This window comes from Nocardioides humi, assembly GCF_006494775.1.
GTDB classification, from domain to species: Bacteria; Actinomycetota; Actinomycetes; order Propionibacteriales; family Nocardioidaceae; genus Nocardioides; species Nocardioides humi.
On the sequence record NZ_CP041146.1, the window covers coordinates 235,050 to 251,955 of the forward strand.

Consider the following 16,906-nt stretch of genomic DNA (forward strand, 5'->3'; position numbering starts at 1 on the left):
ATTCTAGGGGACCACGGAGGTCAGTCGTCGGTCGGGTCGCGGCCCTCGTCCAGGGACTTCCACAGGTCCAGGTGGTCGGTTCCGCGCGGGGCGGGGGCGGCACTCGGGGCGTCGTACCGGCTGCCCATCTCGGGCCAGGCGGGGACCAGCCGCACCGCCAGCCCGGCGGCGACGAGGGCGACGAGCGAGCAGCCCAGCGCCACCCACAGCCAGGCGCTGCGCTCGACGTCGACCGCCGCGAGGTCCAGGCCGAGCCGGGTGGCGAGATCGGCCGCGGCGTCGCCGTCCTGGACGAAGCCGCCGACCACGACGACGGCGATGATCCCGGCCGACGCGGCGAGCGCCAGGACGGCGGCGGCGCGGCGCACGACGCCGCGCGTGACGAGCAGGACGCCCCACGCGGCCAGGGCGACCAGGGCCAGCGCGCCCGCGAGCGGGAACTCCACCGACCGCTCCTGCGCAGTGGGCGCGATCCCGCCCGCCGCGGTGAGCGTGGCCTCCGGGATCGAGAGCATCTCCTTGTGCCCCGCGACCGCGGCGAAGCCGCTGCTGGCGAGGCCGACCAGGACGACCGGCCCGAAGGTACGGCGGGCGCCGTCGTCGGCGGGTCGGGGATCAGGCACCGAGCACCCCGTCGTCGAAGCAGGTGCGGGCACCGGTGTGGCAGGCCACCCCGACCTGGTCGACCTTGACGAGGAGGGTGTCGCCGTCGCAGTCGAGGCGGACCTCCTCGACCAGCTGGGGGTTGCCGGAGGTCTCCCCCTTGACCCAGTACTCCTGCCGCGACCGGCTCCAGTACGTCGCCCGGCCGGTCGTGAGGGTGCGGTGCAGCGCCTCGTCGTCCATCCACGCGAGCATCAGCACCTCGCCGGTGTCGTGCTGCTGCACGATCGCGGGCACCAGTCCGTCGGGGGTGCGCTTGAGGCGGTCGGCGATGGCGGGGTCGAGGGAGGAGGTCACGAAGGCATTATCGCGGCCAGGTCGAGGGGGTCCGTGCCGCGGTCGCCGACCTGGACCTCGCCCGTCGGGCTGTCGTCGTCGATGGTCAGCAGGATCTCCCACTCACGCCGGCCGTCCGCCGCACTGACACATCGACCTCCTCCATTGTGATCGCTCACCCCGAGATGGGGGAGTGCCAGGAGCAGATCAGGACCCGGCGACAGAACCCCGCTGGGCCACCCAGGAGGCGTGCAGCCGTGCGTACGGCGTGCCGGGCTGCCGCACCAGCTCGGCGTGCGGGCCGTGCTGGACGATCCGGCCGCGGTCGACGACGACCACGACGTCGGCCGCCTCCGCGGTGGAGAGCCGGTGCGCGATGGTGACCGAGGTGCGACCGCTCATCAGCCGCTCGAGGGCGCGCGCGATCCGGGTCTCGAGCTCGGGGTCGACCGCGCTGGTGGCCTCGTCGAGGACGAGCAGGTCGGGGTCGGCGAGCTGGGCGCGGAGCAGGGCGACCAGCTGCCGCTCCCCCGCCGAGAGCGACTCGCCGCGCTGGCCGACGCGGGTGTCGATGCCGTCGGGCAGTCCGGCCAGCCAGTCGCCGAGACCGATCGTCTCCGCGGCCTCCCGGATCTCGGCCTCGGTGGCCCCGAGCCGGCCGTAGCGGACGTTGGCGGCGAGGGTGTCGTCGAAGAGGAAGCCCTCCTGCGGCACGAGGACCACGCTGCGGCGCAGCGCGCTCTCGGAGATCTCGCGCAGGTCGATGCCGTCGAGCAGCACCCTCCCCGCGGACGGCTCGAACAGGTGGGTCAGAAGCCTCGCAAGTGTGGACTTGCCCGAGCCGGTCTCGCCGACGACCGCGACCCGCTGGCCGGCGGGCACCGCGAGGTCGATGTCGGTGAGCACCGGCGGCCCGCCGGGGTAGGCGAAGGTCACGCCGTCGAAGCGGACGTCGATCGCGCCCTTCGGCAGGCTCCGCCCGTCGGGGCCGGGGTCGACGAGGTCGGCCGGGGTGTCGAGGATGCCGATCACCCGCCGCCAGCCGGCGATGGCGTTCTGGGCGTCGGTGAGGATCTGGGTGCCCATCTGCACCGGCCCGACGAACAGGGTCACCAGGAAGGCGAACGCGAGCACCTCCCCGGCGGTGATCCCCTCCCCCCACGCGAAGCCCTGGCCGAGCCAGATGCCGACGATGAGCACGCCGGCGTTGGCGAAGCCCGCCGAGATGCCGCCGAGGCTGAACGAGAACGCGGTGAAGCCCTGCGCGCGGGTGCTCGCCGCCTTGTGGGTGTCGATGGCCGCGTCGATCCGCTCCTGGGTGCGCGCCTCGATCGCGTACGACTTCACGACCGCCGCGCCGACCACGGGCTCCGAGACCGCCGACAGCAGCACGCCGACCTGGCGTCGTACCGTGCCGTAGGCGGCGGCCAGCTTGCGCTGGAAGTAGCGCAGGCTGAGGAAGAGCGGGGCGAAGCAGACCCAGACCACGATCGCGAGCTGCCAGCTGTAGACGACCATGACCACGGTCGCGATCAGCATCTGGCCGACGCTGACGACGAAGATCAGGCCGCCGAAGACCAGGAACTGGCTGACCTGGTCGACGTCGCTGGTGACCCGGGAGACCAGCGCGCCGCGGCGCTCGGTGCTCTGGGTGAGCAGCGGGAGGTCGTGGACGTGGCGGAACGCCTTGACCCGCAGCGTCGCGAGGCCGCGCTCGGCGGAGGTGAACAGCCGCGCCGTCATGGCGTACGACGCCCAGCTGGTCACCACGATCGCCGCGGCCGCCGCCAGCGCGAGCCACGTCGTGTAGGAGGTGTCCGGGCCGTCCGGGCCGTGCAGCCCCTTGTCGACGGTCTGCTGGACCGCGATCGGCACGACGACCTGTCCGACCGACGCCAGCACGGCCAGGACCAGCGTCCGGCCGACGCCCTCGACCAGCTCCGGCGAGTGGCGGATGCCGCGCCGGATGGTCTCCCAGGCGCCGATGTCCTCGCCGGTGCTCAGGCGGGTCTGCTCGGAGGTGCGCAGGGTCGTGCTCACGGGGTCGCCTCCACCGGCTCGGCCTCGTAGGCGTTGACGAGCCGCGCGTAGTCGGCGTTGCGGGCCACCAGCTCCTCGTGGGGGCCGCGGTCGGCGATCCGGCCGTCGACGAGGTAGAGCACCTCGTCGGCCAGGCCGATGGTGGCCTTGCGGTAGGCGACCACGACGAGGGTGGTCTCCGCGCCCTCGAGGCCCGCGAGGATCCGGGCCTCGACCTCGGGATCGACCGCGGACGTGGCGTCGTCGAGGACGAGGAGCCGCGGGCGTCGTACCAGGGCGCGGGCGAGGGCCAGCCGCTGCCGCTGGCCGCCGGACAGGGACGTGCCGCGCTCGCCGAGCCGGGTGTCGAGGCCCTCGGGCAGGGCGGCGACGAAGCCGTCGGCCTGGGCGGTGCGCAGCGCGGCCCAGACCTCGGCGTCGGCGACCTCGGCGCCGAGGGTGACATTGCCGCGGACGGTGTCGTCGAAGAGGAAGGCGGTCTGCGGTACGACGGCCAGCACCTCCGCGAGCCCTCCGCGGCGCAGCTCGCGCAGGTCGGTGCCGTCGATCCGGATCGCGCCCGCGTCGACGTCGACGAGCCGGGCGAGCAGGCCGGTGAGTGTGCTCTTGCCCGACGCGGTCGCACCGACGAGCGCGACGGTGCGGCCCGGGGCGACGTCGAAGCTCAGGTCACGCAGCAGCGGGCGCTCGGGGACGTAGCCGAACGCCGCGTGGTCGACCTCGAGCCGGGCGCCGCCGGGCTGCGCGGGGGCCGGCCGGTCGCCGTACTCCATGGCGCCGGTGGCGGCCTGCACCGCCGCCACCCGGCGGTACCCGACGACACTGCGCGGGAAGTCCCCCAGCAGCCAGCCGATCGAGCGGATCGGGAAGGCGACGACCGTCAGCAGGTAGGACACGGTCACGACGTCGCCGGCGACCGTCGCGCCGGAGACGACGCGGTGCACGCCGATGACCAGCACCACCAGCACCGCCAGGTTGGGCAGCGCCGCGAGCGTCGGGTCGAAGGCCGCCCGGATCCGCCCGACCCGGATATTGGCCTCGCGCAGCTCCGCGGCCTTGGCCCGGAACCGCTCGGTCTCCTCCGGCTCCCGGCCCAGCGTCTTGACGACGAGCGCCCCGTCGAAGGACTCGTGGGCGATCTCGGAGAGCTCGGCCCGCAGCTCCTGCGCGCGGGTGGCCCAACCCTGCGCGAGCCGCTGGTAGACGACGTTGACGCCGATGACGAGCGGGAAGACCAGCAGGCCCACCACGGCGAGGACGAGGTCGGTGACCAGCATCTGCACCACCGCGATCACCATCATCGCGACCGTCCCGACCGCCATCGGCAGCGGTGCGATCGGGCCCCAGGCCGCCTCGACGTCGGCGTTGGCGTTCGACAGCAGCTCCCCCGTCGGGTGCCGCTGGTGCCACGCCATCGGCAGCCGGAGGTACTGGCGGGTGACCGCACGACGGCTGTGCGCCTGCATGCGGTACTGCATGACGCCCGCACCCAGCCGGCGCGCCACGATGCCGACCGCGCGCAGGATCGCGACCCCCACGAAGAGCCCGAGCACCGCCCACAGCAGGCCGGCGCCGATCTCGCCGTCCCTGAAGGCGGGGAGCACGACGTGGTCCGTCGACCAGCCGAGCACCCAGGCGTCGGCCACGGTCAGCGCGCCGAACAGCAGGCTGCCGACGGTGGAGACCGTGAAGATCCACGGCTCCCGCTTGATGGCCACCCAGAGCACGCCGAACCCGGCGGACGTCGTACCTGTTCGCGTGCTCACTTCACCCCGCAACCGGACAGTGCGCGGGCCTATTCCCTCAGCCGATCGCCATGACGTCGCACAGCGACTGCTCACGACAGGCCCGGCCGAGCCGGAGATCCGTGGTGATCAGTGCGACGTCGAGGGCCTGCGCCAGCGCGATGTAGTAGGCATCGGCGATGCGCACACCTCGCCGAAGATCCCACACGGCGCCGATGAGCGAGCGCCCCGGGTGACGCTCGATCGGGAGCCTCGCATATCTCCCCAACGACCGGGCTGCGTGCGGCGCCGTGGTCTCGCCCGCGCGCTCCCAACGAGCAATGGCCGACGGTACCTCGACGTCGATCAGGTCGGGCGCGTGGAGCTCGCCGTCCTCGACGGCCCGCGCGACGGCCTCCCCCGCAGCACCCGGGCGGAGCAGGTCGGCCGCGGCCGAGGCGTCAATCACCAGGCCACGGCCCGAGCTCATCCTTGACCTCCTCCATCACTCGGCGCATCGCCTCGTCGGAGACGCCCTTCAGCGGCGGATCCGCGCGAACCTCCTTCAGCCAGGCGTTCAGCTCGGCTCTGCGGAGCTCGGCTTCGATCGCGTCCTGGGTCAGCCTCGACACGTTGAGTTCCGCCTGTCGAGCCCGCGCAGCGAGGTCGTCGGGCACGTAGACGTTGAGGCGCGCCATACACACATGCTACACACTTTCGACCGCGCGGAGCCCGCTCGGCCGTTGCCCGCCGGAGCGGCCCGGCCCAGCCACTCCTCGGTGCCGGTGTCACCCCTGTCATCCGCGACGGCGCGGCGCTCGGCCTCGGCCGCCAGGGCGAGCTCGAGAGCATCGACCTGGGAACGCAGCGCCGCAGTCCGACGCACCGCATCCTCCAACTGGTCGGAGGTGATCACGCCCAGCGAGCGGTCGGCCGCAGACGAGACCCGAGCCCGGGCCCCGGCCACATCGGCCAGCAACCCCGCACCCAGGTCCGGAAACGCCACCATCTCGCTCATGGGTCCATGACACACCTCGCCCCCGACACAACCCCTGGTCCACCAGGGGACCACCCGGTGCCTGTGGACAACTGGCAGCACGACCGTCCGGAAACAGCGATGCTGCTGACATGGACGTTCTCGGTACCCGTCTCGGGGTCCTCTGCCTCACCATCGCCGTGCTGTTGACCGGCTGCGCCGACGCCGGCGCGGACGAGCCCGACCTCCGCACGCCCCCGGCCCGCGACCTGCCGTCCGATCGCGTGGGCGACCTGGCCGACCGAGGTGCCGGCGGGGTCGGCTAGCGAGAGCTACGGCGCCGCGACCGGGGCGACGAGCCGCACGGTCATGTGGAAGGTCGTGGTGGCGCCCTCGATGATCACCAGGAACCCGTTGCGGCCGTCGCGGAAGACCTGGCGGCCCTGGGGGGACCACGGATCGGGCGGGTCGTACTCCCACGCCGTCTGGTGGGCGGCGCGGAGGGCGGTGAGCCGGTCGTCGTAGGTGGTGCTGCCGATCTGGACGATCGTGGGCGGCTTGGCCTGGCCCTGGTTGGAGTACTCGACGGCCACCCGCCAGGGGCCGTGGCTGCCGAGCTCGTCGTCGGCGGGCGGGGCGCCGGGCTCGCGTGCGGCGTCCGGCTGGTACACGTCGTAGCTCATGGCCGGACCCTCCCCGCTCAGCGGACGGGCACACCTGCCGCGGCGAGGGAGGACTTCACGTCGGCGATGCGCAGCGTGCCGAAGTGGAACACCGTCGCCGCGAGTACGGCGTCCGCGCCGGCCTCGACCGCCGGTGGGAAGTGCTCGACGGCTCCGGCGCCGCCGGAGGCGATCACGGGGATGGAGACCTCCGCGCGCACCTGCCGGATCAGCTCGAGGTCGAAGCCGTCGGTGGTGCCGTCGGCGTCCATGGCGTTGAGCAGGATCTCCCCGGCGCCGAGCTCGGCGGCGCGGACGGCCCACGCGACGGCGTCGATGCCGGCGGACTGGCGGCCGCCGTGGGTGGTGACCTCGAAGCCGGAGTCGGTGCGTACGTCGGAGCCCGCGGGCACGCGACGAGCGTCCACGGACAGCACGAGCACCTGGTTGCCGAAGCGCTGGGCGATCTCCGCGATCAGCTCGGGGCGCTTGATCGCGGCGGTGTTGACGGCGACCTTGTCGGCACCGGCCCGCAGCAGCCGGTCGACGTCCTCGACGGAGGAGACGCCGCCGCCGACGGTGAGCGGGATGAAGACCTGCTCGGCGGTCGCGGAGACGATGTCCATCGTCGTCGCCCGCCCCTCGTGGGAGGCGGAGATGTCGAGGAAGGTGAGCTCGTCGGCCCCCTCGGCGTCGTACAGCCGGGCCAGCTCGACCGGGTCGCCGGCGTCGCGGAGCTCTTGGAAGTTGACGCCCTTGACCACCCGGCCGGCGTCGACGTCGAGGCACGGGATGACCCGGACCGCGAGCGTCATACGAGCCCGCCCCGGGTCAGGGCCAGCGCGTCCTCGAGCGTGAACTGCCCGGTGTAGAGGGCGGTTCCGGCGATCGCGCCCTCGACCCCGATCGGCACCAGCGCCATCAGCGCGCGGATGTCGTCGAGCGTGGTGACGCCGCCGGAGGCGACGACCGGGCGGGAGGTGGCCGCGCAGACGTCCTCGAGCAGCTGCAGGTTGGGGCCCTGGAGCATGCCGTCCTTGTTGACGTCGGTGACGACGTAGCGGGCGCAGCCCTCGGCGTCGAGGCGGGCGAGGGTCTCGTAGAGGTCGCCGCCCTCCTTGGTCCAGCCGCGGGCGGCCAGGGTGCGGCCGCGTACGTCGAGGCCCACGGCCACCCGGTCGCCGTACGTCGCGATCGCCTTCGCGCACCACGCGGGCTGCTCCAGCGCGGCGGTGCCGATGTTGACCCGGCGACAGCCCGTGGCCATGGCGGCGTCGAGCGACTCGTCGTCGCGGATGCCGCCGCTCATCTCGACCTGGATGTCGAGGCGGCCGACGATCTCGGCCTGGAGCTCGCGGTTGTCGCCGTGGCCGAACGCGGCGTCGAGGTCGACGAGGTGGATCCACTCCGCTCCGGCCTCCTGCCAGCGCAGCGCGGCCTCGACCGGGTCGCCGAACCTCTTCTCCGACCCGTCGATGCCCTGGACGAGCTGGACGGCCTGGCCGCCCTTGATGTCGACGGCGGGCAGCAGCTCCAGGTAGTCAGACAAGACTCTTCACCCAGTTCCTCAACAGTTGGGCGCCCGCGTCCCCCGACTTCTCCGGGTGGAACTGCGTGGCGCAGAGTGGTCCGTTCTCGACCGCGGCGACGAAGCGGTCGCCGCCCTCCTCGGCGGGCCCGGTCTCCGCCCAGGTGACGAGCGGCCGGTGGCTCTCGGGGGTGCGGTCGTTGGTGACCAGCGTCCAGTCCCGAACGCCGTACGAGTGCACGAAGTAGAAGCGCTCGTCCTCGATGCCCGCGAACAGGCGGGTCTGCGGCGGCACCGACACGGTGTTCCAGCCCATGTGCGGGACGATCGGCGCCTGCAGCCGCTCGACGACACCGGGCCACTCGTCGCAGCCCTCGGTCTCGACGCCGTGCTCGATACCGCGCTCGAAGAGGATCTGCATGCCCACGCAGATCCCGAGCACCGGGCGGCCGCCGGACAGCCGGCGGGCGATGATCCGCTCGCCGCGGATCGCGCGCAGGCCGCGCATGCACGCCTCGTAGGCACCGACGCCCGGCACCAGCAGGCCGTCGGCCTCCATCGCCGCGTCCAGGTCGCCGGTGAGGGTGACCGAGGCGCCGGCGCGCTCGACCGCACGTACGGCGGAGCGCAGGTTGCCGGACCCGTAGTCGAGGACGACGACGGAGGGTGCGCTCACAAGGCTCCCTTGGTGGAGGGGATGCCGGTCTCGCGCGGGTCGAGCGCGATCGCGTCGCGCAACGCGCGGGCGAACGCCTTGAACTGCGTCTCGACGATGTGGTGCGGCTCGCGGCCGGCCAGCACCCGAACGTGCAGCGCGAAGTGGCCGTGGAAGGCGATCGTCTCGAAGACGTGCTGGGTCAGCGAGCCGAGGTACGAGACGCCGGAGCCGCCGAGCTGGACGTACTGCTGACCCTCCGGCTCACCGGTGTGCACGCAGTACGGACGCCCGGAGACGTCGACGACGGCGTGCACGAGCGCCTCGTCGAGCGGCACGGTCGCGTCGCCGAAGCGGCGGATCCCCTTCTTGTCCCCCAGCGCCTCGCGCAGCGCCTGGCCGAGCGCGATCGCGGTGTCCTCGGTGGTGTGGTGCGCGTCGATGTGGACGTCGCCCTCGGTCTGGACCGTGAGGTCGAGCAGCGCGTGCCGCGCGAGCGCGGTGAGCATGTGGTCGTAGAAGCCGACACCGGTGGAGATGTCGTGCTTGCCGGTGCCGTCGAGGTTCACCTCGACGAGGACCTTCGACTCGCTCGTCTGCCGCTCTACGCGGGCGGTCCGGCTCATGCGCGCTCTCCGTTCGCTTCGGTGCTGACTTCTCGCAGGGCGGCCCGGAAGGCCGCCATCTCGTCCGGGGTGCCGACCGAGACCCGCAGCCAGCCCTCGGGCCCGGTCTCCCGGATCAGGACTCCCCGGTCGAGGAGACCCTGCCAGACAGCATGACGGTCGGCGAATCGCCCGAACAACACGAAATTGGCGTCGGAGTCGGCGACGTCGTACTCCTCCGCCCGCAGCCAGCCCACCAGGGCGTCCCGCTCGCGGCGCAGGTCGTCGACCCGGCCGAGCAGCTCGGGCGCGTGGTCGAGCGCGGCCAGCGCGACGGCCTGGGTGACCGCGGAGAGGTGGTAGGGCAGGCGCACCACGCGGATCGCGTCGCAGATCTCCGGCGCGGCGGCCAGATAGCCCAGCCGCAGGCCCGCGCCCGCGAAGGCCTTGCTCATGGTGCGGGTCACGACGAGGTTGCGGTACGACGGCAGCAGCTCCAGCGCGCTCGGCACGCCGGTGCGGCGGAACTCGCCGTACGCCTCGTCGACCACGACGATGCCGTCGTCGCCCGCCGCCTCGCACAGCACGCCCACCGCCTCGGGCGGCAGCGCGGTGCCGGTCGGGTTGTTGGGGCTGGGCAGCAGGATGACGCTCGGCTGCTCGGTCTTGACCAGGTCGCGCGCGGCGTCGAGGTCGAGCGCGAAGTCCTCGGCGCGGCGGCCCGCGACCCAGCGGGTGCTGGTGTCGCGGGCGTACTCGGGATACATGGAGTACGTCGGCGCGAAGCTCACCGCGGTGCGGCCCGGCCCGCCGAAGGCCTGCAGCAGCTGCAGCATCACCTCGTTGGACCCGTTGGCCGCCCACACCTGCTCGGGGGCGATGCCCGCGGGCGTGTCCCGCGACAGGTACGCCGCCAGCGCCTCCCGCAGCGCCACGAACTCCCGGTCGGGATACCGGTTGAGCGTGGTCGCCGCGGCGGCCGCGGCCGCCGCGATGTCGGCGATGCAGGCGTCGGACGGGCCGTAGGGGTTCTCGTTGACGTTGAGCTGGACCGGCACGTCGAGCTGCGGCGCGCCGTACGGCTCGATCCCGCGCAGCTCCTCGCGCAGCGGCGGCCAGCCGCCACCGGCCGGCGCGCTCATCGCGTCGACCGCACCGTGATGGCGGCGCCGTGGCCGGGCAGATCCTCGGCCTCGGCGAGGGTGACGACGTGGCCGGCGACCTCGGCGAGCGCGGCGGCGGAGTAGTCGACGACGTGGACCGACTTGGTGAACGCGCGGACCGAGAGCCCCGAGGAGTGGCAGGCGCACCCGGCCGTGGGCAGCACGTGGTTGGACCCGGCGCAGTAGTCGCCGAGGCTGACCGGGGCGTGCGGGCCGACGAAGATCGCTCCGGCGTTGCGCACCCGGGCCGCCCACGCGGGGGCGTCCTCGGTGTGGATCTCGAGGTGCTCGGCGGCATAGGCGTCGACCACCGCGAGGCCCTGCTCGAGGTCGCGGACCAGGACGATGCCGGACTGCCGGCCGCCGAGCGAGGTGGTGATCCGCTCGCTGTGCTTGGTGGCGGCGACCTGCTGGTCGAGCTCCGCCTCGACGTCGGCGGCGAGCCGCTCGGAGGTGGTGACGAGGACGGAGGCGGCCAGCGGGTCGTGCTCGGCCTGGCTGATCAGATCGGCGGCGACGTACGCCGCGTTGCCGGTGTCGTCGGCGAGGATCGCGATCTCGGTGGGCCCGGCCTCGGAGTCGATGCCGATCTGACCCTTGAGGATCCGCTTGGCGGTGACCACCCAGATGTTGCCGGGTCCGGTCACCAGGTCGACACGGGCGACGCGCCGAACGGGATCTGCGTCATCGAGGCCGTAGGCGAACATGGCGATCGCCTGGGCGCCGCCGACGGCGTACACCTCCTCGACGCCCAGCAGCGCGCACGCCGCCAGGATCGTCGGGTGCACGGAGCCGCCGAACTCCTTCTGCGGCGGGCTCGCCAGCGCGATGGACTCCACGCCCGCGGTCTGCGCGGGGACGACGTTCATCAGCACGCTGGACACCAGCGGCGCCAGCCCGCCGGGGACGTAGAGGCCGACCCGGCCGACCGGCACCTTGCGGTGGGTGACCCGGGCGCCGGGGCCGAGCTCGGTGACGGCGTCGGTCTCGAGCTCGTTGGCGCAGGTCGCGCGGAGCCGGCGGATCGACTCCTCCAGGCCCGCCCGGATGTCGGGGTCGAGGCGGTCCAGCGCCTCCTGCATCGCCGCCGCCGAGACCCGGATGTCGTCGACGCGCACGCCGTCGAAGCGCTCCCCCAGCTCCACGATCGCGTCCAGCCCGCGGGTGCGGACCTCCTCGCAGATCGCATGCACCGCCGGCACCGCGGCTTCGATGTCGAAGTCGGCACGGGGCACTGCCGCGCGGTAGTCGGTCTCGGGACCGGCCTCGCGCAGGTCGATGCGACGGATCAGGGACATGCCCCGATTCTACGGTCGTCGCGCGCGGCGGTGCCGCCGTCCCCGCTACGTTGGACACGTGACGGACCAGCTCCCGATGTTCCCGCTCAACGCGGTGCTCTACCCGGGGGTCAGCGTGCCGCTGCACGTCTTCGAGGACCGCTACCGAGCGCTCGTGCACCACCTGCTCCGGACCGACGACCCGTCCCGGCGGCTGTTCGGCTCGGTCGCGATCCGGGAGGGCTACGAGGTGGGCGACCACGGCAACCAGTCGCTGTACCGGGTCGGGGTGCGGCTGCAGCTGACCGACGTCGAGGCCCGCCCCGACGGCACCTTCGACATCGTGGCGGTGGGGCGCGACCGGATCCAGCTGGACCGGCTGCTCACCTCCGGGGACTACCCGGTCGGGGAGGTCACGCTGCTGCCGGGCCAGGAGGCCGAGGTGCCGGCGGAGATCGTGGAGCAGGCCCGGGCCACGTTCACCGCCTACCGCCACGTGCTCCGCTCGATCGCCGGCGACCCGCTGCAGGGCGACCTGCCGAGCGACCCGACGTACCTGTCGTGGACGCTCGCCGCGTGCACGCCGCTGCCGATGGGCGAGCGGCAGCAGCTGCTCGAGGCGAGCGACGCCGCCGAGCGGCTGGTGCTGGTGACCGAGCTGCTGCGCGCCGAGCTGCGGGCCATGAACGTGATCACGTCGCTGCCGGCGACCGAGGTGGCGCGCACCAAGTGGTCCCCGAACTGAGTGCTGCGATGGCGAAGAGGAAGCAGTCCGGCGGGACGCCGGCCACCACCGCGCTGACCGCCGCCGGGGTGGCGTTCACGGTGCACGAGTACGCGCACGACGCCCGCGCGGCGTCGTACGGCGAGGAGGCCGCCGAGGCGATGGGCATCGACCCGGACCGGGTGTTCAAGACCCTGTTCGCCGACGTCGACGGCGCGCTGGTGGTCGGCGTCGTCCCCGTCGCCGGCCAGCTCGACCTCAAGGCGCTGGCCCGCGCGGTCGGCGGGCGGCGGGCGGCGATGGCCGACCCGAAGGCGGCCGAGCGCGCCACCGGGTACGTCGTCGGCGGGATCTCGCCGCTCGGGCAGCGCCGGACGCACCCGACCGTGGTCGACGACTCCGCGCTCACCCACGACACCGTGTTCGTGTCGGCGGGCCGGCGCGGGATGGAGATCGAGCTCAGCCCGGCGGAGCTGGTGCGGCTGACGGCTGCCCGGGTCGCGCACCTGCGTCGCTGACCCGCCCGTCCCCGGAGGACGGGACCGGGAAGGACACCATCAGCACGAGGTAGGCGAGCATCGCGCCCACCGGCCAGGCGAGGTACGGCGTCCAGCCGGCCACGTGGAGATGGCCCGGGAGGACGTCGCCGACCTGGTGTGAGGCGACCAGCGTGGCGGGATCGGGCGCGCTGAACGACTCCCCCACCCAGGTCATCGCCGCCGCGGCCAGGCCGGTGCCGACGAGCACGGCCAGCACCCCGGGAACCGCGTGGTGACGGGCCACCCAGCCGCCGACGAGGCCGAGCAGCGCGGCGAGCCCGAAGGCGACCACGACGTAGGTCGCCGTGCCTCCGAAGTCGCTGGTGATGCCCTGGTCGAACGGGGAGGGATACCAGGTCGGACCGGCGGGGGTGTCGAAGATCTTGCCGTCCGGCGCTGGACTCCACCAGGTCCACCACAGCCAGCCGCCGGCGGCGCCGAGCAGCGCCCCGAGCACGACCGGGAGGGTGAGCGCCCGCGTCATCCGGCGAGGCACCCGGGGCCGAGGAGCTGCTTGAGGTCGGCGAACAGCGCGGACGAGGGAGTCACCCGGAGATTGTCTCCCAGGCGCATGACCTTGGTGGAGTCGCGGCTGAGCAGCTGGAGGCGCACCTCGGTCAGGCCGGCGTGGGTGGTCAGCACCTCGCGCAGCTGCTGCACCACCGGGCCCGTGCAGCGGGTCGACGGCAGGCTGATCACGACGGGACCGTCGCTGCCCCGCTCCAGGTCGGGGACGGTCACCTCCTGGCCGCGCAGCTGGGGGGTGTCGCGATCCTTGTCGAGCTGCCCGCGGACCCGGACGATCGCGTCCTCGGTGAGGTACGGCGCGGCGAGCCGGTAGCTGCTGGGGAACAGCAGCACGTCGATCGCGCCCTCGAGGTCCTCCAGGGTCACGGTCGCCCACGGATCGCCGTTCTTGGTGATCTTGCGCTGGATCGAGGTGACCAGGCCGGCCACGGTCACCGTCGAGTTGTGCGGCCGGTTCTCGTCGGTGACCAGGTTGCCGATGGTGCAGTCGGTGCCGTTGGACAGCACGTGCTCGAGGCCCAGGAGCGGGTGGTCGGAGACGTAGAGGCCGAGCATCTCCCGCTCGTGACCCAGCAGCGTCATCTTGTCCCACTCGTCGATGTCGGGGATCGCGACGCTCACCCCGAAACCGCCGTCGCCTCCGTCGTCGTCGCCCAGGCCCGCGAACAGCGAGTCCTGGCCGATCGCCTCGTTGCGCTTGATGTCGACGTACTGGTCGACGGCGGTCTCGTGGATCGCGACCAGGGCCCGGCGCACGTGCTTCATGTCGTCGAAGGCGCCGGCCTTGATCAGCGAGTCGATGACCCGCTTGTTGCAGACCGTGGCGGGCACCTTGGACAGGAAGTCGTTGAAGTCGCCGAACCGCTCCTTCTCGGTGCGCGCCTCGACGATCCCGTCGACCACGTTGGCGCCGACGTTGCGGATCGCGGTGAGGCCGAAGCGGATGTCGCGCCCGACGGCGGTGAAGTTGTGGGCCGACTCGTTGACGTCGGGCGGGAGGACCTGGATCTTCATCCGGCGGCACTCGTTGAGGTAGATCGCCATCTTGTCCTTGTCGTCCTTCACGGACGTCAGGAGCGCGGCCATGTACTCGGTCGGGTAGTTGGCCTTGAGGTAGGCGGTCCAGTAGGTGATGACGCCGTACGCCGCCGAGTGGGACTTGTTGAAGGCGTAGTCGGCGAACGGGACCAGGATCTCCCACAGCGTCTTGACCGCGTCGATCGGATAGCCGCGCTCCAGCATGCCGGCCTCGAAGCCGGCGTACTGCTTGTCCAGCTCCTCCTTCTTCTTCTTGCCCATCGCGCGGCGCATGTTGTCCGCGGCGCCCAGGGAGAAGCCGGCCAGGACCTGGGCGATCGCCATCACCTGCTCCTGGTAGACGATCAGGCCGTAGGTCTCGCCCAGCACCGGCTCCAGCGCCTCGGCGAGCGCCGGGTGGATCGGCTCGATCGGCTCGCGGCCGTTCTTGCGGCGGGCGTACTTGTTGTGGGAGTCGGCGCCCATCGGGCCGGGGCGGTAGAGCGCGGAGACGGCGGTGATGTCGGCGAAGTTGTCCGGCAGCATCGAGCGGAGCAGCGCGCGCATGCCGCCACCATCGAGCTGGAACACGCCGAGGGTGTCGCCGCGGCCCATCAGCTCGTAGGTCGGCCGGTCGTCGAAGGGCAGGTCCTCGAGGACCACGTCCTCCTCACGGTTGGCCTTGATGTTGACCAGCGCGTCCTCGAGGATGCGCAGGTTGGACAGGCCCAGGAAGTCCATCTTGACCAGGCCCAGCGACTCGCACATCGGGTAGTCGAACTGGGTGATCACCGCGCCGTCCTGCGGGCGGGCCATGATCGGGACGATGTCGATCAGCGGCTCGCTGGACATGATCACGCCGGCGGCGTGCACGCCCCAGTTGCGGATCTGGCCCTCGAGGCCGAGCGCGGTCTGGTAGATCGTGCGGACGTCGGCGTCCTGCTCGTAGAGCGCGCGGAACTCGCCGCCGTCGTTGTAGCGCTTGTGCTCGGGGTTGAAGATCTCCTTCAGCGGCACGCCCTTGCCCATGACGTCGGGCGGCATGGCCTTGGTGATCTTGTCGCCGATCGCGAAGCCGTGGTCGAGCACCCGGGCGGCGTCCTTGATCGCGGCCTTGGACTTCAGCCGGCCGAAGGTCGCGATCTGGGCGACCCGCTCGGCGCCGTACTTCTTGCTGACGTAGTCGATGACCTCGCCGCGCCGGGCGTCGTCGAAGTCGATGTCGAAGTCGGGCATCGAGGGGCGCTCGGGGTTGAGGAAGCGCTCGAAGAACAGGCCGTGCTCGAGGGGGCACAGGTCGGTGATGCTGAGGGCGTACGCCGCGATCGAGCCCGCACCCGAGCCACGGCCGGGCCCGACCCGGATGCCGTTGCGCTTGGACCACTGGATGAAGTCGGCGACCACGAGGTAGTAGCCGCAGTAGCCCTTCTGGGAGACGATCGCGAGCTCCATCTCGACCCGGTCGCGGACCTCCTGGGTGAGCTTGTCGCCCGGGTAGCGCGCCTCGATCCCGCGCCAGACCTCCTTGCGGAACCAGGACTCCTCGGTCTCGCCGGCCGGGATGTCGGCGCGGGCCATGTAGCCGCCCGTGGACTCGGTGAACTCGACCGAGCAGCGCTCGGCGATCTCGACCGTGTTGTCGCACGCCTCGGGCATCCCGAACTTGCCCGCCCACAGCTCGCGCATCTCGGCCGCGGACTTGATGTAGTAGCCGCCGCCGTCGAACTTGAGCCGGTTGGTGTCGGAGAGCCGCTTGCCGGACGCGACGCAGATGAGGGCGTCGTGGGCGTCGGCGTCGTCGGGGTTGTTGTAGTGGGAGTCGTTGGTGGCGATCGGCGGGATGCCGAGCTCCTTGCCGAGCCGGAGCAGGTCGTCGCGCACCCGCTTCTCGATGGAGATGCCGTGGTCCATCAGCTCCAGGAAGACGCTGTCCCGGCCGTAGATCTCCTGCAGCTCGGCCGCCTCGCGGACCGCCTCGTCCCACTGGCCCAGGCGCAGCCGGGTCTGGATCGCGCCGCTGGGGCAGCCGGTAGAGACGATGACCCCCTTGCTGTGCTCGGCGAGGATCTCCTTGTCCATCCGCGGCTTGTAGAAGTACCCCTCGAGGCTGGACCGGGACGAGAGCCGGAACAGGTTGTGCATGCCCTCGGTGGACTCCGCCCACATGGTCATGTGGGTGTAGGCGCCACCGCCGGCGACGTCGTCGCCGCCCTCCTCCGCGGCGTCGCCCTTGCCCCAGCGCACGCGCCGCCGCTCACCGCGGGGGTGCCGGGCGTGATGTAGGCCTCGATGCCGATGATCGGCCGGACGCCGTGCTTCCGCGCCTTGGAGTAGAAGTCGTAGGCGCCGTGCAGGTTGCCGTGGTCGGTCATCGCGATCGCGGGCATGCCGAGGTCGGTGACGCGGGTGAACAACCCGTCGAGCAGCGACGCACCGTCGAGCATGGAGTACTCGGTGTGGACGTGCAGGTGGACGAAGTCCCCGGCGTCGGCAGCCATCGGTGGTTCGGCTCTCCTCAAGTGGCTCAGC

General features: G+C 72.3%; 17 protein-coding genes and 1 pseudogene. 3 read left to right on the forward strand and 15 right to left on the reverse strand.

The genetic code is table 11. The features are described 5' to 3' along the window. Window positions 1-20 precede the first annotated feature (20 nt). From FIV44_RS01090 to FIV44_RS01115, 6 genes are all read right to left on the reverse strand, one after another. Window positions 21-623: a Trp biosynthesis-associated membrane protein gene (locus FIV44_RS01090; protein WP_141002891.1), complete on the reverse strand. Its 603-nt coding sequence runs from the start codon at window positions 621-623 to the stop codon at window positions 21-23. Then, on the reverse strand, window positions 616-960 hold the full coding sequence (gene hisI, locus FIV44_RS01095; RefSeq protein WP_141002892.1) for a phosphoribosyl-AMP cyclohydrolase: 345 nt from the start codon (window positions 958-960) through the stop codon (window positions 616-618). The genes FIV44_RS01090 and hisI overlap by 8 nt, the downstream gene beginning before the upstream one ends. Window positions 961-1,146: 186 nt before the next feature. Then, window positions 1,147-2,979 (reverse strand): ABC transporter ATP-binding protein, encoded by a 1,833-nt coding sequence (locus FIV44_RS01100; protein WP_246086747.1) that lies wholly within the window; start codon window positions 2,977-2,979, stop codon window positions 1,147-1,149. Next, window positions 2,976-4,745 (reverse strand): ABC transporter ATP-binding protein, encoded by a 1,770-nt coding sequence (locus tag FIV44_RS01105; RefSeq protein WP_181410913.1) that lies wholly within the window; start codon window positions 4,743-4,745, stop codon window positions 2,976-2,978. Before FIV44_RS01105 ends, FIV44_RS01100 begins: the two co-directional genes overlap by 4 nt. A 37-nt stretch (window positions 4,746-4,782) precedes the next feature. Continuing rightward, entirely contained in the window at window positions 4,783-5,193 is a 411-nt protein-coding gene (locus tag FIV44_RS01110; protein ID WP_141002894.1) for a type II toxin-antitoxin system VapC family toxin, read from the reverse strand. Continuing rightward, window positions 5,165-5,401 carry a type II toxin-antitoxin system CcdA family antitoxin gene (locus FIV44_RS01115; protein ID WP_141002895.1) on the reverse strand — a complete coding sequence of 79 codons (237 nt, stop codon included), beginning with the start codon at window positions 5,399-5,401 and terminating at the stop codon, window positions 5,165-5,167. Before FIV44_RS01115 ends, FIV44_RS01110 begins: the two co-directional genes overlap by 29 nt. A 430-nt stretch (window positions 5,402-5,831) precedes the next feature. On the opposite strand from FIV44_RS01115, the gene FIV44_RS30115 reads away from it, so the two are divergent. Further along, window positions 5,832-6,005, forward strand: coding sequence for a hypothetical protein (locus FIV44_RS30115; protein ID WP_181410914.1), 174 nt, complete (start codon window positions 5,832-5,834; stop codon window positions 6,003-6,005). A 6-nt stretch (window positions 6,006-6,011) separates the two neighbouring features. Here FIV44_RS30115 and FIV44_RS01120 read toward each other — a convergent pair whose 3' ends face one another. Genes FIV44_RS01120 through hisD form a run of 7 tightly spaced genes read right to left on the reverse strand, consistent with a single transcriptional unit; the run spans window position 6,012 to window position 11,584 of the window. Beyond that, on the reverse strand, window positions 6,012-6,362 hold the full coding sequence (locus FIV44_RS01120) for a hypothetical protein (RefSeq protein WP_141002896.1): 351 nt from the start codon (window positions 6,360-6,362) through the stop codon (window positions 6,012-6,014). A 17-nt stretch (window positions 6,363-6,379) separates the two neighbouring features. After that, window positions 6,380-7,156: an imidazole glycerol phosphate synthase subunit HisF gene (gene hisF / locus FIV44_RS01125; protein ID WP_141002897.1), complete on the reverse strand. Its 777-nt coding sequence runs from the start codon at window positions 7,154-7,156 to the stop codon at window positions 6,380-6,382. After that, window positions 7,153-7,890: a bifunctional 1-(5-phosphoribosyl)-5-((5-phosphoribosylamino)methylideneamino)imidazole-4-carboxamide isomerase/phosphoribosylanthranilate isomerase PriA gene (gene priA / locus FIV44_RS01130; protein ID WP_141002898.1), complete on the reverse strand. Its 738-nt coding sequence runs from the start codon at window positions 7,888-7,890 to the stop codon at window positions 7,153-7,155. Before priA ends, hisF begins: the two co-directional genes overlap by 4 nt. Then, complete coding sequence (gene hisH, locus FIV44_RS01135) at window positions 7,883-8,545, reverse strand: imidazole glycerol phosphate synthase subunit HisH (RefSeq protein WP_141002899.1); 663 nt, start codon at window positions 8,543-8,545, stop codon at window positions 7,883-7,885. Before hisH ends, priA begins: the two co-directional genes overlap by 8 nt. Continuing rightward, window positions 8,542-9,150, reverse strand: coding sequence for an imidazoleglycerol-phosphate dehydratase HisB (hisB, locus tag FIV44_RS01140; protein WP_141002900.1), 609 nt, complete (start codon window positions 9,148-9,150; stop codon window positions 8,542-8,544). Before hisB ends, hisH begins: the two co-directional genes overlap by 4 nt. Beyond that, window positions 9,147-10,271, reverse strand: a complete 1,125-nt coding sequence (locus tag FIV44_RS01145) for a histidinol-phosphate transaminase (protein WP_141002901.1) — start codon at window positions 10,269-10,271, stop codon at window positions 9,147-9,149. The genes hisB and FIV44_RS01145 overlap by 4 nt, the downstream gene beginning before the upstream one ends. After that, complete coding sequence (gene hisD, locus FIV44_RS01150; protein ID WP_141007668.1) at window positions 10,268-11,584, reverse strand: histidinol dehydrogenase; 1,317 nt, start codon at window positions 11,582-11,584, stop codon at window positions 10,268-10,270. The genes FIV44_RS01145 and hisD overlap by 4 nt, the downstream gene beginning before the upstream one ends. 64 nt (window positions 11,585-11,648) lie before the next feature. Here hisD and FIV44_RS01155 point away from each other — a divergent pair, with 64 nt between their 5' ends. Together FIV44_RS01155 and ybaK are read left to right on the forward strand one after the other, a co-directional pair. Next, window positions 11,649-12,314 (forward strand): LON peptidase substrate-binding domain-containing protein, encoded by a 666-nt coding sequence (locus FIV44_RS01155; RefSeq protein ID WP_141002902.1) that lies wholly within the window; start codon window positions 11,649-11,651, stop codon window positions 12,312-12,314. Between the two features lie 8 nt (window positions 12,315-12,322). Beyond that, entirely contained in the window at window positions 12,323-12,811 is a 489-nt protein-coding gene (gene ybaK / locus FIV44_RS01160; RefSeq protein WP_141002903.1) for a Cys-tRNA(Pro) deacylase, read from the forward strand. On the opposite strand, the gene FIV44_RS01165 is transcribed toward ybaK, so the two are convergent. Further along, window positions 12,753-13,316 carry a hypothetical protein gene (locus FIV44_RS01165; protein WP_141002904.1) on the reverse strand — a complete coding sequence of 188 codons (564 nt, stop codon included), beginning with the start codon at window positions 13,314-13,316 and terminating at the stop codon, window positions 12,753-12,755. The two genes, ybaK and FIV44_RS01165, sit on opposite strands and share 59 nt — an antisense overlap. Beyond that, window positions 13,313-16,875, reverse strand: a pseudogene (gene dnaE / locus FIV44_RS01170) (DNA polymerase III subunit alpha). Before dnaE ends, FIV44_RS01165 begins: the two are co-directional and overlap by 4 nt. Between the last annotated feature and the right edge of the window lie 31 nt (window positions 16,876-16,906).